The sequence below is a fragment of the Pseudomonas sp. RP-B7 genome (assembly GCF_059803535.1).
In genome coordinates this window covers 1-20,652 of the sequence record NZ_JAPFHC010000031.1, presented here as the reverse complement: position 1 = coordinate 20,652, position 20,652 = coordinate 1, and the positions used below count along the sequence as shown (strand labels likewise).

At 63.3% G+C, this 20,652-nt stretch carries 15 protein-coding genes; 2 read left to right on the top strand and 13 right to left on the bottom strand.

The genetic code is table 11. From position 1 onward, the window contains the following. Positions 1-104: 104 nt before the first annotated feature. From OPU96_RS23125 to urtA, 10 genes are all read right to left on the bottom strand, one after another. Positions 105-410, bottom strand: coding sequence for an urease subunit beta (locus OPU96_RS23125; protein WP_017737512.1), 306 nt, complete (start codon positions 408-410; stop codon positions 105-107). Further along, positions 407-940 carry a GNAT family N-acetyltransferase gene (locus OPU96_RS23120; RefSeq protein ID WP_305391976.1) on the bottom strand — a complete coding sequence of 178 codons (534 nt, stop codon included), beginning with the start codon at positions 938-940 and terminating at the stop codon, positions 407-409. The genes OPU96_RS23125 and OPU96_RS23120 overlap by 4 nt, the downstream gene beginning before the upstream one ends. 5 nt (positions 941-945) lie before the next feature. Next, a complete protein-coding gene (locus tag OPU96_RS23115) occupies positions 946-1,458 on the bottom strand; it encodes a GNAT family N-acetyltransferase (RefSeq protein ID WP_498559758.1) in 513 nt (170 codons plus the stop codon). Positions 1,459-1,467: 9 nt separating this feature from the next. Beyond that, positions 1,468-1,770 (bottom strand): urease subunit gamma, encoded by a 303-nt coding sequence (locus tag OPU96_RS23110; protein WP_010213535.1) that lies wholly within the window; start codon positions 1,768-1,770, stop codon positions 1,468-1,470. Between the two features lie 177 nt (positions 1,771-1,947). Further along, on the bottom strand, positions 1,948-2,781 hold the full coding sequence (locus tag OPU96_RS23105) for an urease accessory protein UreD (RefSeq protein WP_305391978.1): 834 nt from the start codon (positions 2,779-2,781) through the stop codon (positions 1,948-1,950). A gap of 31 nt (positions 2,782-2,812) precedes the next feature. After that, complete coding sequence (urtE, locus tag OPU96_RS23100) at positions 2,813-3,511, bottom strand: urea ABC transporter ATP-binding subunit UrtE (RefSeq protein WP_226455643.1); 699 nt, start codon at positions 3,509-3,511, stop codon at positions 2,813-2,815. Between the two features lie 133 nt (positions 3,512-3,644). Next, positions 3,645-4,478 (bottom strand): urea ABC transporter ATP-binding protein UrtD, encoded by an 834-nt coding sequence (gene urtD / locus OPU96_RS23095; protein WP_226455644.1) that lies wholly within the window; start codon positions 4,476-4,478, stop codon positions 3,645-3,647. After that, positions 4,475-5,542 (bottom strand): urea ABC transporter permease subunit UrtC, encoded by a 1,068-nt coding sequence (urtC, locus tag OPU96_RS23090; protein ID WP_226455645.1) that lies wholly within the window; start codon positions 5,540-5,542, stop codon positions 4,475-4,477. Before urtC ends, urtD begins: the two co-directional genes overlap by 4 nt. Then, a complete protein-coding gene (gene urtB, locus OPU96_RS23085; RefSeq protein ID WP_498559757.1) occupies positions 5,542-7,044 on the bottom strand; it encodes an urea ABC transporter permease subunit UrtB in 1,503 nt (500 codons plus the stop codon). Before urtB ends, urtC begins: the two co-directional genes overlap by 1 nt. A 158-nt stretch (positions 7,045-7,202) precedes the next feature. Continuing rightward, positions 7,203-8,468, bottom strand: a complete 1,266-nt coding sequence (urtA, locus tag OPU96_RS23080) for an urea ABC transporter substrate-binding protein (RefSeq protein ID WP_305391980.1) — start codon at positions 8,466-8,468, stop codon at positions 7,203-7,205. A gap of 266 nt (positions 8,469-8,734) precedes the next feature. Here urtA and OPU96_RS23075 point away from each other — a divergent pair, with 266 nt between their 5' ends. Together OPU96_RS23075 and OPU96_RS23070 are read left to right on the top strand one after the other, a co-directional pair. Continuing rightward, positions 8,735-13,192 (top strand): DUF4329 domain-containing protein, encoded by a 4,458-nt coding sequence (locus OPU96_RS23075; protein ID WP_498559756.1) that lies wholly within the window; start codon positions 8,735-8,737, stop codon positions 13,190-13,192. Positions 13,193-13,255: 63 nt separating this feature from the next. After that, positions 13,256-17,809 carry a hypothetical protein gene (locus OPU96_RS23070; protein ID WP_498559755.1) on the top strand — a complete coding sequence of 1,518 codons (4,554 nt, stop codon included), beginning with the start codon at positions 13,256-13,258 and terminating at the stop codon, positions 17,807-17,809. 11 nt (positions 17,810-17,820) lie between these two features. On the opposite strand, the gene OPU96_RS23065 is transcribed toward OPU96_RS23070, so the two are convergent. Genes OPU96_RS23065 through OPU96_RS23055 form a run of 3 tightly spaced genes read right to left on the bottom strand, consistent with a single transcriptional unit; the run spans position 17,821 to position 20,554 of the window. Further along, a complete protein-coding gene (locus OPU96_RS23065) occupies positions 17,821-18,831 on the bottom strand; it encodes a FecCD family ABC transporter permease (protein WP_498559754.1) in 1,011 nt (336 codons plus the stop codon). Beyond that, on the bottom strand, positions 18,828-19,775 hold the full coding sequence (locus OPU96_RS23060) for an ABC transporter substrate-binding protein (RefSeq protein ID WP_498559753.1): 948 nt from the start codon (positions 19,773-19,775) through the stop codon (positions 18,828-18,830). The genes OPU96_RS23065 and OPU96_RS23060 overlap by 4 nt, the downstream gene beginning before the upstream one ends. Further along, complete coding sequence (locus OPU96_RS23055; RefSeq protein ID WP_305391985.1) at positions 19,772-20,554, bottom strand: ABC transporter ATP-binding protein; 783 nt, start codon at positions 20,552-20,554, stop codon at positions 19,772-19,774. The genes OPU96_RS23060 and OPU96_RS23055 overlap by 4 nt, the downstream gene beginning before the upstream one ends. Positions 20,555-20,652 lie beyond the last annotated feature (98 nt).

Sequence of the window (20,652 nt, the reverse complement as noted above, 5' to 3'; positions counted from 1 at the left end):
GAATGTGAGACTGCTTTCGCGAGCAAGCCCGCTCCCACATGGGGTCGGTGTTGTTCAAGCGAACGCGGTCAAAATGTGGGAGCGGGCTTGCTCGCGAAGAGGCCCTAAAGATCACCCATGACCCGCCCGGCAAACCCAAACACCCGCCGGCCCCCACTCAAATCCACCAACTCCACCTCGCGACTCTGCCCCGGCTCAAACCGCACCGCCGTCCCCGCCGGAATGTTCAAGCGCATGCCACGGCTCGCCGCGCGGTCAAACGTCAGCGCGTCATTGGTCTCGAAAAAATGGTAATGCGAACCCACCTGGATCGGCCGGTCGCCACTGTTGGCCACGCTCAGGCTGATCGTACGGCGGCCGACGTTGAGTTCGATGTCGCCAGGCTGGATCTGATATTCACCAGGAATCATGAGGGTTGCCCCAGGGTCTTGAAGTAGATGGCGGTCGGGCTGTAGCGCCCGTCCGGGCTTTGGCAGTAGTCGGGCAACTCACCGATCTTGGTGTAGCGCAACGACTGGTAGAACGCTTCGGCCGGTGAGCCGGCCTCGGTGTCCAGGTACAGCAGGCCGCGCTTGTACTGGCGTGCGGCGAGTTCCAGGGTGTTCATCAACTGTTGGCCGAGGCCGTGGCGCCGTGCGCTGCTGTGCACCAGCAGTTTTTGCACCTCGGCGCGGTTCAACCCGTTGGCCTTCTGGCACAGCGCCAATTGCACGCTGGCGATCACGTGTTCATCGCGTACCACCACCCACAGCAACAGGCTGGCGTCTTCGATGCTCGCCTGCACGCCGCTCAAATAGCTGCGGGCCTGAGCCTCGTCGAAGTCGGCCATGAACCCGACCGACGCGCCGTGCCTGACCGCGTCCAGCAACAGCTCGATCAAGCCCAGGCGGTAGTGGGCAAAACTTTCAGCATTGACTCGACGCAGTTGTGTAGCGCTCATCGATCTCACTCCTTGGGCGGCTCGGCACCCGGGTTCAACGCCAGTTGCATGAAGGTCAGGTCCAGCCAGCGGCCGAACTTGATGCCCACTTGCGGCATCTGCCCGGTGGTGACGAAGCTCAGGCGCTCGTGCAGGCGGATCGAGGCCTGGTTGCCGCTTTCGATGGCGGCGACCATCACGTGTTTGCCAGCGCTGCGCGCGCGCGCGATCAGCGCTTGCATCAGCAGCGGGCCAAGGCCCTTGCCGCGCTGGTCGTTGCGCACGTACACCGAGTGCTCGACGCTGTAGCGGAAGCCTTCGAAGGGCCGCCAGTCACCGAACGAGGCGTAGCCGGTGACTTCACCGTTTTCCACCGACACCAGGATCGGATAGCGCTGCGCCTGGCGTGCGTTGAACCAGGCTTGGCGGTTAGCCAGGTCCACGGGGTGCTCGTTCCAGATCGCCGTCGTATTCAGCACCGCATCGTTGTAGATGTCGCGGATCGCCGGCAGGTCGCTTTCAAGTGCATCACGAATCATGGCCGTGCCTCACGCGATGGGCTGGTGGACGGTGACGAGCTTGGTGCCGTCGGGAAAGGTGGCTTCCACCTGGATGTCCGGGATCATTTCCGGGATGCCTTCCATCACTTGTTCGCGGCTGAGCAGGGTGGTGCCGAAGTGCATCAGGTCGGCCACCGTGCGGCCATCGCGGGCGCCTTCCATCAGCGCGGCGGAGATGTAGGCGATGGTCTCCGGGTAGTTGAGCTTCACGCCACGTGCGAGGCGACGCTCGGCGACCAGGCCGGCGGTGAAGATCAGCAATTTGTCTTTTTCCCGTGGGGTCAGGTCCATGGTTCAAGATCCTTCATCAATACATTCTCAAATACACCCGAGATCAAATGTTGAGTGAGCTTGTGTGGGAGCGGGCTTGCTCGCGAATGCGGTGGATCAGCAACAGATGCATTGACTGACACACTGCATTCGCGAGCAAGCCCGCTCCCACGCAAACCGATTCCCACATTTGGATCGTCATGTGCTCCAGATTCTCGGTGCAACTGCTTCTCGGCCCAGTACGGCTGGGCGTAACAGTTTCCATAAGTCAATCAACCATGCCCTTGCCAACAGCGCCTCAGCGGCCAGGCAGCGGGCCACCAGCAAGCCGGGCAATTGCGTCAGGTCGCCGCGTACCGCATGGGGCAGGGTGCGGCAGGTTTCCAGCAGGTCGGGGTCGATGTCACCCGTGAGCAGCAACGTGGCAAACACCGGTTGCCCGTCCAGCCCGATCGGCGAGTCGAGCAAAGCGTCGGCGCCGACAATGCGCTGGCGCTCATGCCAAAGCAACTGGCCGTCGCGGCGGATGTCCAGGTGCGATTGAAAGTGACCAAGGTCAAAACGCTCGCCGCTGGCCGGGCGGCCGAGGGCGATCACGTCCCAGTAAAACAGGCGTGCATCGCCCTGCAGCGCGATGCGCGTGGTGAGTTCGGCCTGGGCCGCGCTGAATACGATGGTTTCCTGGGGCAACCATTCCAGGGTCGCGCCGGCTTCAACCGTGAGCTCGAGTTGTTGAAACGCCGGGCCGCTGGCGCGATACCACTTGGCCGCGCCGGGGCTGGTCAATTGCGCCCAGGCGCCGCTGCCGACGTGGGCGCTGATGTCCAGGCGGTCACCGCCGGCAATCCCGCCGGGCGGGTGCACGATGATGTGCTGGCACACCTCGGGGCCTTCGGCGTACAGGTGTTTTTGCACGCGCAGCGGGCCGAGGTGGCGGCGCATCACCGGGCGCGTGGTGTCGCCGAAGCGGGCGTAGCCGAGGTTCAGCTCGGCGTGCCAGCTGGGGGTGAACAGGGCAGAGGGCAGGTTCATGTCGTTGTGCTTATCGTTAGGACGCTACAGATTAGATCGTAACCAGGCCGCGTACACCTTCGCTTTCCATATTTTCGCCACGGCCCTGCTGCACGATTTCGCCACGGGACATCACCAGGTACTGGTCGGCCAGTTCGGCGGCAAAGTCGTAGAACTGCTCCACCAGCAGGATCGCCATGTCGCCACGCTCGGCGAGTTTCTTGATCACCGCGCCGATCTCCTTGATCACCGAGGGCTGGATGCCTTCGGTGGGTTCATCGAGGATCAGCAGGCGTGGACGGCTGGCCAGCGCGCGGCCGATGGCCAACTGTTGCTGCTGGCCGCCGGACAGGTCGCCGCCACGCCGGTGTTTCATTTGCAGCAGCACCGGGAACAGCTCGTAGATGAAGGCCGGGACTTCCTTGGCTTCGGCACCGGGGAAGCGCGCCAGGCCCATCAGCAGGTTTTCTTCCACCGTCAGCCGCCCGAAAATCTCGCGGCCCTGGGGCACGTAGGCGATCCCGGCATACACGCGCTGGTGCGGCTTGAACGTGGTGATGGCCTTGCCTTCCCAGTTCACCACGCCTTCCTTGGAAGGCAGCAGGCCCATCAGGCATTTGAGCAAGGTGGTCTTGCCCACGCCGTTACGGCCGAGCAGGCAGGTGACTTCACCGACTTTCACATCAAATGAAAGCCCGCGCAGGATGTGGCTACCGCCGTAGTACTGGTGCAATTTTTCGACTTGCAACATCTTCCAATTCTCCTCAAATCCCTTGTGGGAGCGGGCTTGCCCGCGAATGCGGTGGGTCAGTGAAAGGTGTAGTGACTGATACACCGCATTCGCGAGCAAGCCCGCTCCCACATAAAGCAAGTGCTTGTCTGGGTTAGCGACCGAGGTACACCTCAATGACGCGCTCGTTTTCCTGCACCTGCTCCAACGACCCCTCAGCCAGCACACTGCCCTGGTGCAACACGGTGACGTGGTCGGCAATCGAGCCGACAAACCCCATGTCGTGTTCCACCACCATCAGCGAATGCTTGCCCGCCAGGCGCTTGAACAGTTCGGCGGTGAACTCGGTTTCGGCGTCGGTCATGCCCGCCACAGGTTCGTCGAGCAGCAACAGTTGCGGGTCCTGCATCAGCAGCATGCCGATTTCCAGGAACTGCTTTTGCCCGTGGGACAACAGCCCCGCCGGGCGCTGTGCCGAGGCGGTCAGGCGGATGGTGTCGAGCACCTCATCGATGCGCTCTTTCTGCTCGCCGCTCAGGCGTGCACGCAGGCTGGCCCATACGGATTTGTCGGTCTTCTGCGCCAGCTCCAGGTTTTCGAACACGCTCAAGGCTTCGAACACCGTGGGTTTCTGGAACTTACGGCCGATACCGGCCTGGGCGATCTGCACTTCGCTCATGCCGGTGAGGTCGAGGTTTTCGCCGAACCAGGCGGTGCCGTGGCTGGGCCGGGTCTTGCCGGTGATCACGTCCATCAGCGTGGTCTTGCCCGCGCCGTTGGGGCCGATGATGCAGCGCAATTCGCCGACGCCGATGTACAGGTTCAGGTTGTTGAGCGCCTTGAAACCATCAAAGCTGACGCTGATGTCTTCCAGGGTCAGGATGGTGCCGTGGCGGGTGTTAAGGCCCTTGCCCGCGACCTGGCCAAGGCCGATGGCCTCACGGCCGCTGCCTGCGTCGAAAATAGGTTCCAGCATGACGTTCCTCATTTCTTCAGCAGGCCGATAACGCCCTTGGGCAGGTACAGGGTGACGATGATGAACAGCGCCCCGAGGAAGAACAGCCAATATTCCGGGAACGCCACGGTGAACCAGCTCTTCATGCCGTTCACCACACCGGCGCCGAGCAGCGGGCCGATCAGCGTGCCGCGCCCACCGAGGGCGACCCACACGGCGGCTTCGATGGAGTTGGTCGGTGACATTTCGCTGGGGTTGATGATGCCCACCTGCGGCACATACAGCGCCCCGGCCAGCCCACACAACACCGCGCTCAACACCCACACGAACAATTTGAACCCCCGCGGGTCGTAGCCGCAGAACATCAGGCGGTTCTCGGCGTCACGCAGCGCGGTCAGCACCCGGCCGAACTTGCTCTGCGCCAGGCGCCAGCCGATGTACAGGCTTGTCACGAGCAGCAGCACCGTGGCCACGAACAACACCGCCCGCGTGCCCGGTTCGGTAATGCCGAAACCGAGGATGCTGCGGAAATTGGTGAAGCCGTTGTTGCCGCCAAACCCGGTCTCGTTGCGAAAGAACAGCAGCATCCCGGCGAAGGTCAGCGCCTGGGTCATGATCGAGAAATACACGCCCTTGATCCGTGAGCGGAAGGCGAAGAAACCGAACACCAGCGCCAGTAAACCGGGGGCCAGCACCACCAGGCACAGGGCCCAGAGGAAGTGGTCGGTGCCAGCCCAGTACCACGGCAATTCAGTCCACGACAAAAACGTCATGAACGCCGGCAATTCATCGCCGGACGCCTGGCGCATCAGGTACATGCCCATTGCGTAGCCGCCCAGGGCAAAGAACAAACCGTGGCCGAGGGACAGCATGCCGGCGTAACCCCACACCAGGTCCAGGGCGAGGGCGACGATGGCGTAGCAGAGGATCTTGCCCACCAGCGTCAGGGTGTAGGCCGACACATGAAAGGCACTGTCGGCTGGCAGCAGTGAGAGCAACGGCAGCGCCAGCAGCAGCGCGAGGATCACGGCGCCGACGGCAATCGTCACCTTGGGGCCGGCCTTTTGCGTGGCCGTGAGCATCAATGGTTGGTTCATCAGTCGATCACCCGTCCTTTCAGTGCGAAGAGTCCCTGCGGGCGTTTCTGGATAAACAGAATGATCAGCGCGAGGATCAGGATCTTGCCGAGCACGGCACCGATCTGCGGTTCGAGAATCTTGTTGGCGATCCCCAGGCCAAACGCGGCCATCACGCTACCGGCCAACTGGCCGACGCCGCCCAATACCACCACCAGGAACGAATCGATGATGTAGCTCTGGCCCAGGTCCGGGCCGACGTTGCCGATCTGGCTCAGCGCCACGCCGCCCAGGCCGGCAATGCCGGAACCGAGGCCGAACGCGAGCATGTCCACACGCCCGGTGGGCACGCCGCAGCACGCCGCCATGTTGCGGTTCTGGGTGACGGCGCGCACGTTGAGGCCCAGGCGCGTCTTGTTCAGCAGCAGCCAGGTCAGCACCACCACACACAGGGCGAAGGCAATGATCACGATGCGGTTGTATGGCAGCACCAGGTTGGGCAGCACCTGGATGCCACCGGACAACCACACGGGGTTGGACACTTCGACGTTCTGCGCACCGAACACCAGGCGCACCAACTGGATCAGCATCAGGCTGATGCCCCAGGTGGCGAGCAGGGTTTCCAGGGGGCGGCCGTACAGGTGACGAATCACCGTGCGCTCCAGCGCCATGCCGATGGCGGCGGTGACGAAAAATGCCACGGGCAGCGCGATCAGCGGGTAGAACTCGATGGCCTGCGGCAGGTAGCGCTGCATCAGCATTTGCACCACGTAGGTCGAGTAGGCGCCGAGCATCAGCATCTCGCCGTGGGCCATGTTGATCACGCCGAGCAGGCCGAAGGTGATCGCCAGGCCGAGGGCGGCGAGCAGCAGGATCGAACCGAGGGACATGCCGCTGAAGGCCTGGCCGAGGATCTCGCCAAACATCAGCTTGCGTTTGACCTGGGCCAGGCTGGTCTCGGCGGCGGTGTGCACGGCGGCATCGGTTTCCACGCCGGGGGCGAGCAGCGCTTCAAGGCGCGTGCGCGCCAGCGGATCGCCGGTGCTGCCCAGCAGGCGCACGGCGGCGAGGCGCACCACCGGGTCGGTGTCGACCAGTTGCAGGTTGGCCAACGCGAGGCTCAGCGCGGTGTGCACGTCTTCGTCGGTTTCGGCGGCGACCCGCTGGTCGAGGAATTTGAGCTGCGCAGGTTGCGCGCTTTTTTGCAGGGTCTGGGCCGCGGCCAGGCGCACCTTGGGGTCGGCGGCGAGCAGTTGCTGGCTGGCTTGCACGTTGTCGATCAAGCCGCGCAGGCGGTTGTTCAGGCGTACGGTTTTGGTTTCGCCGTTGAGGTTGAGTTGGCCTTGTTCAAGGGCGTCGACCAATTCGATGCGCGCCGGGTCGGGCTGGGCGGCCCAGTCCTGGAGGAGCTTGGCTTGCTGGGCCGGGTTGGCGTTGATGAAATCTTCGGCGTCGCTGGCGTGTGCGGCCAGAGGCAGCAACAGCAGCGCCGTGATAATGAAACGGTACAGGGCAGTAGGCATAACAAAGTGTCCTGATCATGCGCGGACTGGCTTTATGTGGGAGCGGGCTTGCTCGCGAATGCGGTGTATCAGTATCAGGTGTACTGGATGACACTCCCTCTTCGCGAGCAAGCCCGCTCCCACACAAGCTCCTTCCCACAGTTGAACCGAGGTAGGGCTTAGTTGCTTTTCACCGCATAGTCCGGCTTTTTGTCGTTGCCCGGGATGTACGGGCTCCACGGCTGGGCACGAATCGGTTCCTGGGTCTGCCACACCACCGAGAACTGCCCGTCGGCCTGGATCTCGCCGATCATCACTGGCTTGTGCAGGTGGTGGTTGGTCTTGTCCATGGTCAGGGTGAAGCCCGACGGTGCGGCAAACGTCTGCCCGCCGAGGGCTTCACGCACTTTGTCGACGTCGGTGGACTTGGCTTTCTCCGCCGCCTGCGCCCACATGTGAATGCCCACGTAGGTGGCTTCCATCGGGTCGTTGGTCACGGCTTTGTCGGCGCCCGGCAGGTTGTGTTTCTTCGCGTAGGCTTTCCAGTCGGCGACGAACTTTTTGTTTACCGGGTTTTCCACCGACTGGAAGTAGTTCCACGCCGCGAGGTTACCCACCAGCGGCTTGGTGTCGATGCCGCGCAGTTCTTCTTCGCCCACCGAGAACGCCACCACGGGTACGTCGGTGGCCTTCAGGCCCTGGTTGGCCAGCTCTTTGTAGAACGGCACGTTGGAGTCGCCGTTCACGGTGGAGATCACCGCAGTCTTGCCGCCGGCGGAGAACTTCTTGATGTTGGCGACGATGGTCTGGTAGTCGGCGTGGCCGAACGGGGTGTAGACCTCTTCGATGTCTTTGTCTGCCACGCCTTTGGAATGCAGGAACGAACGCAGGATCTTGTTGGTAGTGCGCGGGTACACGTAGTCGGTGCCCAGCAGGAAGAAGCGCTTGGCGCTGCCGCCTTCTTCGCTCATCAGGTATTCCACCGCCGGGATCGCCTGCTGGTTCGGCGCTGCGCCGGTGTAGAACACGTTCGGCGACATCTCTTCGCCTTCGTATTGCACCGGGTAGAACAGCAGGCCGTTGAGTTCTTCAAACACCGGCAATACGGATTTGCGCGACACCGAGGTCCAGCAGCCGAACACCACGGCGACCTTGTCCTGGGTCAGCAACTGCCGGCCTTTTTCAGCGAACAGCGGCCAGTTGGAGGCGGGGTCCACGACGACGGGTTCGAGCATCTTGCCGTTCACGCCGCCCTTGGCGTTGATCTCGTCGATCGTCATCAGCGCCATGTCTTTAAGCGACGTTTCGGAGATGGCCATGGTGCCGGACAACGAGTGCAGGATGCCGACCTTGATGGTCTCGGCGGCCTGGAGGGTCCAGGTCATGCCCATGGCGGCGATGGATGCCGAAAGAGTGAAAGCCTTGATCAAGCTGCGACGCTTCATGGTGCGATCTCCGAGAACCCAAGTGTTGTTGTTGGACAGATACAGGGGCGATTGCAAAGGCTGTGCCTGCTTTCGAAAAGGGCGTGGCTGGGGCCTGCGGGCAGATGGCGGTACGCGGCTCGCGCACTGAATAGGCGCCGGACGGCGGCGTTGGTGCGCGATGGGCACCGTCATGGTGCGTGCACGATTTAACTATGTAGCGCCAGCGTCGCAGACACGGGATCAGGATGGTGGGCACCTTTCATTTTCAGGTTTCAGGTGCATTCATGGACGAAAAACTCCTCCCCAAGCCGGGCCGACTGAGCCCCGCGTTTCTCAGCAGCGATGATGCTGCGCGCTGGGCCCACCAGCGCATTGGTGCGCGGCGTAGCGTTGAATACGCAAGCGTCATCCTGCAGCGCCTGTCGGATCGATGGTTTGTCGCCAGCGAGCCGGCGATGGGCAAGGCGACGTCTTTCGACTGGAACCGGCTGCTGGACCGCGACCGTGCGTCCGGGGAGTTTATCCACCCGGTCGGCTATCGCATTGTCGCCAGCCTGCACTCCCATCCCGATACGTTGGCGACGACCCAGCACCAGAACCCGCGTTGGACGCAGCAACAGGCCAGGGCGTTCATGAGCTTCTATTCGGTCCCGGACATCAGCTTCAACTATCAGGACCGTGCACGCTTTGCCGCGGCGTACCTGTCCGGGCCGGATGGCGCGTTGCTCAAGTACCAGCCCAGCGGCTCGGCGGCCGAGGCCGGGTTTGTGCATTGGCTCGACACCAATGGCCCGTGGGAGTCGGTGCACGCTCACGATGGAACATTGGAGGGGGTCTACAAAAAGCTCGCGTCGGTGGGGCAACTGACCTTTGTGCTCTCCAGCGCTGCCTGGGGTGGTTCGATCGGTGCGGTGCCGGCCGACTGGCAGCCTTACCGGGCGTTCAGTGCGGCCGCGCTGCCAGTCGCCTGCGGCCCGGTGTTCAACGACAAGCTTGAGGTGTTCTCCTATGCCTGGTCGCTGATCCAGCGCACACCTGCGGCGCGACAACAGGTGTTTATCCTGCAACAGACGGCGGGCGAAGGTTACGTGGCCAGCGAGCCGCAGACGCCCGATGCACTGCCATTGCTGCCGGCGGGCTGGCACCTGCACGGCATCTACGTCCATTCCCGGCCTTTGCCTGGGCACTACCCGGCGCTGGAGGGCTGGCTCTACAAGAACTTTGTCAGCCCGCCCGAGTTGGCCGGCCACATCGCACGATTTCGTCAGTACAGTCAGGGCGGGCAGCCCACGTTGGGCGCCTCGCTGTACCTGCGCATGCGCGATGAGGCCGTATTGCGCTACCGTTTTTCAGGCTCGGCGGCCGAATCCGAGTTATTCACCAGGGATGAGCACGGTGAGGTCATCGACCACGGCATCCAGGCGGCCTTGTCGAGTGGGCAACGGCTGACCCGTGACTATGTGCGGCAAGTCGCTGCAGCGGGTGAGCTGAGCGTGGAAAAAACCAGTGCCCTGTGGGACCGCCCCGGAGTGGTCGACCCGCAGTGGCAACCCTATGCGGATTTTTCGTTGCCGGCCCTCAGTGGTGCGTTCCTGACGGCCGACGATGCCGCACGCCATGCCCACGAACGCATCGATGCACTGCGTGGGCGCGCGTATGGCGGCTTGGTGCTCAAGCGGCAGGACGGCCGTTTCGTGATCACCGCGCCAGTGTCCGTCGGTACCCACCCGTTTACCGAGGGCGGGCCCTATCCCAAGGACCGCCAGGGCCAACCGATCGTGTTGCACGCCGGTCACCAGCGGCATGCCGTGTATGGCTCGCGCCCGGCGATTTCGGTGTTTGAGCCCAGCGCCTTGGCGCAACCCGCCTGGCGGCGCGAGGATACGCAGGTGGATGCGCAGATGTTCCACGACCAGGATATCGAAGCGTTGTTGCACCATCGGCTCATGGCGTATCTCTCTTGCGCCCAGGAGGGGTTGCTGGCCTATCAATTGGGCGAGTCCACGGCACAGTGGCGGGCGCAATGGATAACCGACTCGAAGACCGGTGACAGCCCGATCGCACGCAACCTTGCCCACGGCTCGCTCAAACCGGTGGATGTGGTGCGCAAGCTGACCGAAGGCGGCACGCTGCGGGTACTGCAGGGCAACGCGCTGTGGGGGCCGGCTGGCACGCTTGACGCGGATTGGGCGCCATTCACCCAGGTGCTCGACTATCAACGACCGCAGCCAGTGAGCCACGGCGCGCTGTTCGCGAGTGCCGACGGCGCTGCCCTCGACCTGCTAGAGCGCGACGTGCAGGGCTTTGGTGAACAGCACGTCAGCCGCTATTTCGCCTTCATTCTCAAGGCCGATCACAAGGATGAGTACCTGGCCAGCGAGCCGATCCCCGTTACCCGCAAGTCACCGCTGTTGTCACTGTCGGGCCTGTACGGCGACACCTTGCCGGCGGGTTTCAGCTGTCATGGCCTGTTCTACACCCAGCCGTGGGCAAGCAGTACGTCGACAACATGGCTGGAGCGTTTTTTCATCGGCCTGCAAGACTTGAAAACGGCCATCGCCCAGGCCCGGCTCAATGCACCGCTGCCGCCCCATGGCGCGTTGGTGTACATCGCCACGCCGGAAGGCGCCTTGCTGCGTTACCAGTCGCCGTCTGCGCGTGGCCTGTTCGAGGCGCAAAGCGAGGGGGATTCGGCCGAGGTGATGCAGGCCAAGCTGAATGCCGGGACCTTGCTGCCGGTGCAGGTGGTGCGGCGTTTCGCGATGTCCGGGGCGTTACGGGTGATCCGCACAAGCCCGTGCTGGGATCGCGAGGGGCCGGTCTCCGGGTTATGGAGCCCCTACCGGTTTCTTGAGCGGCGTCGCCTGAGCCCGGCCTTTGTGTCGATGGACGACGCGGCTCGGTATGTGCGGCAACGGGTGCCCACCGACTTGGCGCTGCACTACGGTGGCGTGATCCTGCGCCGCGACGATGGCTGGTTTGTCGCCACCGAACCGCTGCAAGTGCGGGATGAAGTGTTCGACATCGCGTGGGTGTTTCCGGATGAGCTGGTGACTCGCGGGCTGTACCCGGTACGCACCTCGGTGGTGGCGCGCTACGTATCTCGGCCTGCAAGGGTGGTGCCGCTGTTTCTGTCGCCGGTCCAGGCCAAGGTGTACGGCACGATGTTTTCCACTCGGCAACTGGCCCAGGCGATAGAGGACGCGTCCGCCAGGCAGTATCACTATTTGCTGGCCAGTGACGGTGCACTCTTGCGCCTGCTCGGCGCGCCCCAGGTGGACAACCCGCTGATCAGCGCGGCTCAGCTCAAGCTCAAGCCTCGCCACCGTCATGACTGGCTGGACAGCCCGCTGGAGCGCCAACTGCGCAACGCCGAACTGATGCCGATTGATTACGTCAACCGCGTGGCCGACAGCTTTGATTTACAGGTGGTGATCGGCAGCCCGTTATGGGGCCCGCAGGGCGTGGTGGCGGGGTGGCACCCGCTGGTGTCGGAGGTGGCGACGGCGCGTGGTTACCCCATGGCGCGCCATGATCCGGCGTGCACCCCGCTGTTCAGCCAGGCCGACGACGCTGCGCGGCACGTGCATGGCCTGCCGATGGAGCGTACCGAATTACGCTTTGGCTACGTGCTCAAGGCTCGGCACAACGGCCAATACACTGCGACCCTGCCGGTCAGCGATGCGGGTTCCAGGCTGGCGCGCCGCCGTGTATTCAGCGATGCTGGTTATCCCTATGGCTACCAGTTGGCGGGTCTGTATCTGTGCGTTTCGCGGCCGGCGGGGTTTTATCCCGAGGGCCGTGAGCAAAGCAGCGACGGGATTTATCAGGGGTTGTTTTCACCCACCGACCTGATCGAGGCGATGTTTCAAGTACACGCCACGAGTACGCGCCAGAGCCTGCCGTTGTACCTGTCCTGCGCAGACGGCGCACTGCTGCGGTTTGTGGTGCGAGACCCCCGGTTTGTCGGCTACGGCGATGAGTTGAAACTGCGTTTGCGGTTACTCCGTCCGTCCGACTTTATCCAGCGCATGCGGGCGGCCGGCGTGTTGACGGTGTTGGTGTCCAGCGTGAACTGGCCGCAGGGTGGGGCGACGCAAGGGGGCTTGGGGCCGATCCATGCGCATGCGGATGACGCGGTGGGCTACGTGCATGGGCGCATCGGACGCTTCAGCGGTACGCAATACCTGGGGGCGCTGCTGGAAAATCCTGCGGCGAGCAGTTGGGTTGCGGTGATGCCGGTGGTGGATGCGGGCTTTCCTTCCACGATGGCGCCACGGGTGTTTACCGGGGCGCAATGGCCCAAGGGCTATCGGTTGTGTGCGGCGCACCTGGTGTTTCATGCCGGCCTCGACCAGCCACCCGCCGTGGCTGAGGACCTGTACCGCGAGTACTTCGTGGCATGGCGCGAACTGGCGTACTACATCCATCAACTGACCCGCGATGGCCTGTCCATCAACGCGTTCTACCTGAGTTCCCGCGACGGTGCGCTGCTGCGCTACACCCCGCGTTTCAGCGACGCGGAATACAACCTGCTGGCCACCACCGGCAAGTGGTCCGAGGAGCATGGGTACACACAGTTTGCGCCCGAACCTTCCTGGGTGATCGCTGAATTGGCACGCATCGGCGAGTTGCGGGTTGTGCACGCAGGCAGCTTTTGGGCAAGACGCGGTGCACTGGGGCAGGAGGGGCTGCCTCAAAACGGCGTGACGCCGGGTGCGCCCGAAAAAGATGAGCTTTGAACTGAGTTGCCGGGTGTACACGGACCTCAAACACGCGCAAAAAAACGTCAAGGATAAAAGGTAATGGACAACCTCAAGACAATCACCGCACAGCGGTTATTGCATACATTAAGCCCGGCTTTTGCGGCTTGCGATGACGCGGCGCGTTATGCGCTCGCCCAGGTCGATCGGCAGGCAGCCTATTCTCAGGGCGGCTACATTCTCAATGCGGATGATGGCCGTTGCTATGCCTCGGCACCTCTTCGTGGTTCGCTCGATGAGTTGTTGTTCGAAGACGCGATCAGCATGGAGAGCAGCAGGGACCGTCGGTTGCCCGCAGGGTATCGGTATGTGGGCTATTACTTTTTCGACATTGATCGGCACGCGCAAATCGCCAGGCTGCGCCCAGCGTGGTCAGCGGACAGCATCGCTTTGCAGCAGAGTGTTGCGCCGGCCAAGGCGGTAGTGTCGTGTATCCAGCTTGGCGTGGTGTTCTACCGGATTGGGCCTGAGGGCTCACTTGTGAGGTTCGGGCTGATCGACCGACCCGGTGTGGCGGATTACTTCCACAGGCTGAACGCGCGGATACACGCAGAACCCGAACCGGTGCTGGAGGCATCGGCCGAGGAATATGTGCGCCGTCTGAGGGACTTTGGTCAGCTCAAGGTCATCGTGACGTCTGCCATTTGGGCGGGATGGCGCGGCACATTGACGCCGAAATGGAAAGCGTATGTGCCCGACCCGGTCCCTGCGACCCCTGATCCGTGGGTGAGCCCGATCTTTCCGGATGCGGCGTCGGCCCTGGCTTTTGCACACCCGTTGATGATGCGCCATCCGACAGTGCTCCAGATTGGCTTTTTGCTAAAGCACCAACACGTTGAGAACTACATGGTCACCGAGCCCGTTGCGGTGAGCGCGAACCCGTTTGATCCGGCCGCGGTATTTCCGACAACCCCTGATGGTCGCCTTATCTACTCGTGCCAATGCGATATCGTCGGCGTCTACAGCTTTGCCCCGGACAGGCCTGCCCCTGAGACGGCCAAGGAACCCTGGCTGTACGAACGCTTTTTTTCACCACGGATGCTGGCTGAAGCCCTGTGGTTGGCCCATGGCCTGAAAAAGAAGGGTTTTACGTATTACCTGAGTACCTTCGACGGTGCGCAGTTGCGCTACACCGTGGCGGACCCTCAGGCCCCAATGCCATTTTTCAACCCGCTCCATTCGTCCACCCAACCGATTGACAATGGCTTGCAAGCCGACCTGGATAAAGGCGCGCTGACCCCCAGCGACTTTGTGCGACAGCTCCGTAGCACAGGCCAGTTGCATGTGCTCAAGACCAGCAGCCTGTGGGACGTCGCCGCCAGGGTCGGGCGTGACTGGCAGCCTTACGCGGGTCTGCATCGGCCTGTGTTGAGCCCGGCTTTTGTGCAGGCGGATGATGCAGCCCGGCATGCCCACGAACGGATTGGCAGCCGTCGCGAGCGCGGTTATCTCGGCTTGATTTTGAAGCGTGACGACCAGCGCTTTGTTGCTACCGAACCCATGGCATTCAAAGGTGAACGCTTTGACTTCAACCGGTATTTCCCGACCGACCGGTCGGGATTGCCGGTTGTCCTGACGTCGGGACAGGTGCTGCATGGGGTGTACAGCTCGCGTTGGCTGGATGATTACCACGGCCATTGGGAGGGTGATGAGGCGCGGGTGGGGGCGCAGATGTTCATGGACACCGACATCCAGCGCATCCTGGCAATGCCTGGCCTGCCGGTGGCTTACCTGTCAGGTTCGGCGGACTGCCTGCTGGCTTATCGACCCTACCTGCCGGATATGACGCATCGCTTGCTGGAGCGTGCACAACCCGGTGAGGGCGGCAGCCGCCTGTTCCAGGCGTTGAACGACGGCACGCTGGTGCCCAGCGACGTGGTCAGCGAAATGACCTTGTCCGGCTTACTGAGCGTGGTGGTCGGCAATCGCATATGGGGCCCGCCCGGGCCGCTCGACAGCCGTTGGGTCCCGGCCGGCGCCGCAGACCTGGCCGAGGTGCCCGGCCAGCCGCAGCTCGGCCCGGTCCACACCTCGGCCCGCGCAGCCGTGGAGGCCGCTTGCACCCATTGGCGCAGCCGCTATGGCCTGGACCATTGTGGCCTGGGGCTGGTACTCAAACACCAGGCGCGTGATGAGTTCGTGGCCACGCAGACGGTTGGTGGCCCACGCCTGGACAGGCTGTACCACGCCAGTCGTTTTGGCGCGACGGCACTCACCGCAACGTTCCAGGTGCATGCCGTGTATTACTCGGCACGTGGGTTGCCCCACGGGGTGATGGGACAAGAGGCCTGGCTGGCTCGACACTTTATCGGTGCGCTGGACTTTTATGCTGCGCTGTACGACCAACAAGGTGTTCGCCGTGGTGTCGGGCTTGCACCGTTGCCGTTGTACCTGTCGACACTCGATGGTGCGCTGCTGGAGTACCGCACGCAGCAGGATCCGCATCCGTTGTTCAAGAATGAGTCGGGCCAGGTGGATGAACAGGTGCTGGCGAAAAAACTCGCCTTGACCCTGACGCCCCATAGCCTGGTGCAGCAGGTCGCCCAGAGTGGGCAGTTGTCGGTGCTGGTCACCAGTGACTATTGGGATGTGTCAGGGCCGGTCGGCGCTCTTTGGGCACCGTTTGCGCAGGTGGCCCGGCGCCTGTTGGGGCCAGTGTTTATTTCCCAGGACGACGCCGCGCGGCATGCGCTGTTTACGCTGGGCAGCCGACGTGACCGTGTCTATGGTGGGTTGATCCTGCGCCGCAGCGATGGCTTGTTCACGGCCACAGAGCCGCTGCCGGTGGGTGTGGAAGACTTTGCGCCGAGCTGGATTCGCCTGGACGAGCTGGTCAACCAGGCCCGGTTTCTGGCGGCCAGTACCGCCGTGGCGCGCTACCATTCGGCCGTCGCGTGTGAGCCGCCCTTCGGTCTTGCCGACGTGCAGCGCGCGGTGTACCTGGACATGTTCGCCAGCGATTTTCTCGGCGCAGTGCTGCGGCCTTCGACTGTCCCCCTCAAACACACCCTTGGCTGCGAATACCGGTTCTGCACCGACGGTGCCATTCTCTGTTACACCGTCAGGGGCGGTGCGCTGGAGCATTCACTGGCCAGCCAAGTGGCCAGTGCTTCACGCAATCATCCCAAGGACAACCGACTGGAACAGGCCCTGCGTGATTGCCAACTGACGCCGGTGGAATACGTCAACCGCGTCGCGCGTGCCGGTATGCTTCGCGTGGTGCAAGGCAGCGCCGTGTGGGGACGCCCCCGCCAGATCAGACAGTGGGAGCCCGGTACGGCGCAGGACCTATTGGAACCGGTGATGATGGACACGGGCACCAGTGCAGTGTTTGTGCAGTTGCCGGACTTGTTGCATTACCTGCATCGCCAGGCCGCCCAGCGCCGGCACCTGGTCTTCGGGTTGATCTTGAAAGCGCGCAAGGCCGCGCATTACCTGGGGAGTTTTCCCCTGGTGGCCGCCGACGCGGCGTTGACGCTCGATCGTGTGTTCGTCGATGGGTTGGCGCCCCAGGGGTATGACGTACAGGGCCTTTACCTTTGCCCTCCTGTGCAGCCTGACATACTCGCCAGCGATCCGATCTATCCCCATTTCGTCAGCCCACGGGACCTGGCGCGCGTGGTGAATCTCAAGGGGCCGAACGGCCAGGGCTACTTGCCGATTTACCTGGGCTGCACCGATGGTGCCTGGCTCACGTTCGAGCGGCGCGACCCCCAAGCGTTCGTGCCGCAGGTGGCTACCGCGTGGTCGCGCTTGCAGGCCGGCACACTCAAGCCCCAGGCATACGTCCGACAAGTGGCGGCAGCCTGGCCAATGACAGTGTTAGTCACCAGCGGCCTTTGGCACACGCCGGGTGCCGTCAGCCCGCAATGGCGAATGAATTCGCCTGCGCCGGTTGTGTCCCGCGCTGCGGCGCTGAGATTCGGTCCGTTGTTTTGCCATCCTGACGATGCCGCACGGCATGCCCGTCATCGCGCCGGTCGTTTCGAGCGTCATGCGTTCGTAGGCCTGGTGTTGGTCGATGAAAGGCAAACCCTGTATGTCGCCGCTGAGCCCCTCAAGGATGAGGGGATTGAGTCGCCGGTACCGCAGCGTCTGTTTTTGTATGCGGACACCCTGCTCGGGCCTTCGCCGCCGAAGCCGGCGTATCCGGCAGGTTTTCAGTTGCTGGCGGCGCATGTGTTTTACAAAACGATGGGGGCACGTCGCGATTGGGCCCCCGCAGACCAGCAGCTCGGCGAGCATTTTGTTGCTCGGGACGAGCTGGGCTTCTATCGAAACCTGTTGAAGGTCGGCGGGGTGAAAGGTGCTTTTTGTTATCTGTCCACACGCCAAGGCGCACTGCTCAAATATGTGCCCGGGTTCTACCCGCAAGAGGAGGACCTGTTCACCGGGCAGTTGTTCTTCGGCCCGGACGATTACGCGCCGACGGCATGGGTCGCTCGATTAGCGACCGATGGTGTGCTCGATGTACTCGATACAGATGACTACTGGACACGCAAAGGTGTGGTGAAGGTGAACTGGACGCTCAGTGTCGACGAGCAGCCGCCACCGATCCAGGTGCAGCCGACGCACCCTGAAAAAGACGAATTCTGAACACCCGGGGTTCAGCGTTTGCGCATCAAGCCAATAAAAAACACCCCGCCAATCGCCGCCGTGGCTACGCCGATGGGCAGGTCTTCGGGGGCGATCAGGGTGCGTGCCGCCACATCGACCCACACCAGGAACAGGCTGCCAAGCAGGGCGCAGGCTGGCAATAAGCGACGATGCTCGGCACCCACCAGGCGCCTTGCGATATGCGGCACCATCAGCCCGACAAAGCCGATGGAGCCACTGATGGACACCAGCACGCCGGTCATCAGCGAGGCTACGAGGAACACCTTCAAGCGCACCGTGCGGGCGTTCAGGCCCAGGGTCACGGCGGTCTGTTCGCCGGCCATCAATGCGTTCAGCGGGCGGGCCATGCCCAGCAATACCAGCAGGCCCAGCAGCACCGTGGCGCACGGGATCGCCAGCAGTTCCCAACGCGCCAGGCCGAGGCCGCCGAGCATCCAGAACATCACCGCCGAGGCCGCGCGGTGGTCGCCCATGAACAACAACAGGTTGGCTGCCGCCATCATCACGAACGACACCGCCACCCCGCACAGCAGCAGGCGATCACTCTCCAGCCGCCCATTGCGGCTGGCCACCGCCAGCACCACCAGCATGCTCAGCATGGCGCCGATAAACGCGGCGATGGGCAGGGTCAGCAGGCCGATGATTTCGCCCACATGCAGTACCACGATCACCGCGCCCAACGTCGCGCCGGAGGTCACACCGAGCAGGTGTGGGTCGGCCAGCGGGTTGCGCGTAACCGCCTGCAACACCGCGCCGATCAACGCCAGACCGGCGCCGACCAACGCACCCAGCAGCATGCGCGGTACGCGGATCAGCCAGACGATATGTTCCTGCCCCGCCGGCCAATTCACCTCGCCGATGCCCAAAGCCTTGTACAGCATGATCCGCCACACCACGTCCACCGGCACCCGCGCCGGACCAAAGCCCAGGGAGATCACGCACGAGACCAGCAACAGCGCCGCGAGGGCGACCAGCAGCAAGGCGTAGCGACGGGAGGTCATTCGCCGTGGAACCCCTTGGCCAGGGTTTCCACCGCCAGCACGTTGTCGATACCCGGCGTGGCCTGCACGTACGGGATCACGATAAAGCGCTGGTTCTTGATCGCATCCACCGCTTGCAGCGCCGGGTTGTCCAGCAGGAACTGCTGCTTCTGCGCGGCGGTGGTTTCGCTGTAGTCGACGATCACGATCACCTGCGGGTTGCGTTCCACCACGGTCTCCCAGTTGACGCGGGTCCAGCTGGCGTCGACGTCATCGAGGATGTTGCGCCCGCCGGCCGCGTCGATCAGCGCCTGGGGCATGCCCAGGCGCCCGGAGGTCATGGCACGGTCTTCGCCGCTGTCGTAGAGGAACACCCGCGGCTTGTCTTCGGGCAGGTCTTGTTGCACCTCATCGACCTGGGCCTGCATCTGCGCGATCAGGGTGTTGGCGCGGTCCTGCACGTCGAAGATCCGGCCCAGGTTGCGCAGGTCGTTATAGGTGTCGTCGAGGGTCGCGGCCGGGCGCTTCATCACGAAGGCGCAGGATTCGGTCAGTTCGTACACGTTGATGCCCAGGGGTTGCAGGCTGCTCGGCGTGAGGTCGCCGCCCACGCGCATGCCGTAGTCCCAGCCGGCGAAGAAGAAGTCCACGTTGGCGTTGAGCAGGGTTTCCACCGACGGGTATTTGCTCGCCAGCTCTGGCAGGCCGTCGAGGAGCGAGGCCATTTCGGGGGTGACCGACTTCCAGCCGGTCACTCCGCTGTAGCCGGCCATGCGCGGCTTGAGGCCGAGGGCGAGCATCATCTGGGTCATGTTGATGTCATGGCTGACGGCGTGCTTGGGGGCTTGCTGGAAGGTCACGTCGCGGTTGCAGCTTTTCACGGTGACCGGGTAGTGGGTGGCGTCGGCGAACGCGGGGGCTGCCGCGAGAGACAAGGCGAAGGCTAGGAGCGCGCGCAGGATCATGGTTGGGTTATCCAGGTGATTCGGGGGTAGCCGGACAGGGGGTGGGTGTCGATCAGTGCTTCGACGCCGAACACTTCGCGCAGCAGTTCGGCGGTCAGCACTTCATGGGGCGTGCCGCTGGCGACGATGCGGCCGTGGTTGATCACGTACAGGCGATCACAGAACGCGGCGGCCAGGTTGAGGTCGTGGATGCTCGCCAGGGTGCCGATGTTCAAGCGCTTGACCCGACGCAGCAACTCCAGCTGATAGCGTGGGTCGAGGTGGTTGGTGGGCTCGTCGAGGATCAGCAGTTGCGGCTGCTGGGCCAGGGCGCGGGCCAGGATCACACGTTGTTTTTCGCCGCCGGAGAGGGTGGCGAACCCGTGGTCTTCGAAGCCGAGCATGCCCACTGACTCCAGCGCGCTGCGAACAAGTTGCCGGTCGTGCAACGTGTCGCCATCGAACAGGCCTTTGTGGGGCGTGCGGCCCATGGCGACCACTTCATCCACGCGCAAGCCGAAGGCGTCGGGGAACTCCTGCAGCACCACGGCGATGCGCTGGGCGCACCATTTGGCGCTTTGCTTCCACACGTTCTGGTGGTCGAGCAGCACGTCGCCGCGTGCGGGCCTGGTGAAACGATAGGCGCAGCGCAACAGGCTGGTCTTGCCGCTGCCGTTGGGGCCGATCAGGCCGACGAACTCCCCCGCACCGACCTGCAGGCTGGCGTCACGCAGGTGGAACTGGTGATGGCAGTGGCCTGCGGGGGACCAGGTAAGGTCGGTGAGGCTGAGTGAAGTCATCAAGTCTCTCAAGTTAAAACCGGTCCAAATGTGGGAGCGGGCTTGCTCGCGAATGCGGTGTGTCAGTCAATACATCTGTTACTGACCCACCGCATTCG

Coding starts and splice junctions, on each gene's coding strand:
- OPU96_RS23125 (WP_017737512.1), bottom strand. CDS start 410: ATGATTCCTGGTGAATATCAGATCCAGCCTGGCGACATCGAACTCAAC.
- OPU96_RS23120 (WP_305391976.1), bottom strand. CDS start 940: ATGAGCGCTACACAACTGCGTCGAGTCAATGCTGAAAGTTTTGCCCAC.
- OPU96_RS23115 (WP_498559758.1), bottom strand. CDS start 1,458: ATGATTCGTGATGCACTTGAAAGCGACCTGCCGGCGATCCGCGACATC.
- OPU96_RS23110 (WP_010213535.1), bottom strand. CDS start 1,770: ATGGACCTGACCCCACGGGAAAAAGACAAATTGCTGATCTTCACCGCC.
- OPU96_RS23105 (WP_305391978.1), bottom strand. CDS start 2,781: ATGAACCTGCCCTCTGCCCTGTTCACCCCCAGCTGGCACGCCGAGCTG.
- urtE (WP_226455643.1), bottom strand. CDS start 3,511: ATGTTGCAAGTCGAAAAATTGCACCAGTACTACGGCGGTAGCCACATC.
- urtD (WP_226455644.1), bottom strand. CDS start 4,478: ATGAGGAACGTCATGCTGGAACCTATTTTCGACGCAGGCAGCGGCCGT.
- urtC (WP_226455645.1), bottom strand. CDS start 5,542: ATGAACCAACCATTGATGCTCACGGCCACGCAAAAGGCCGGCCCCAAG.
- urtB (WP_498559757.1), bottom strand. CDS start 7,044: ATGCCTACTGCCCTGTACCGTTTCATTATCACGGCGCTGCTGTTGCTG.
- urtA (WP_305391980.1), bottom strand. CDS start 8,468: ATGAAGCGTCGCAGCTTGATCAAGGCTTTCACTCTTTCGGCATCCATC.
- OPU96_RS23075 (WP_498559756.1), top strand. CDS start 8,735: ATGGACGAAAAACTCCTCCCCAAGCCGGGCCGACTGAGCCCCGCGTTT.
- OPU96_RS23070 (WP_498559755.1), top strand. CDS start 13,256: ATGGACAACCTCAAGACAATCACCGCACAGCGGTTATTGCATACATTA.
- OPU96_RS23065 (WP_498559754.1), bottom strand. CDS start 18,831: ATGACCTCCCGTCGCTACGCCTTGCTGCTGGTCGCCCTCGCGGCGCTG.
- OPU96_RS23060 (WP_498559753.1), bottom strand. CDS start 19,775: ATGATCCTGCGCGCGCTCCTAGCCTTCGCCTTGTCTCTCGCGGCAGCC.
- OPU96_RS23055 (WP_305391985.1), bottom strand. CDS start 20,554: ATGACTTCACTCAGCCTCACCGACCTTACCTGGTCCCCCGCAGGCCAC.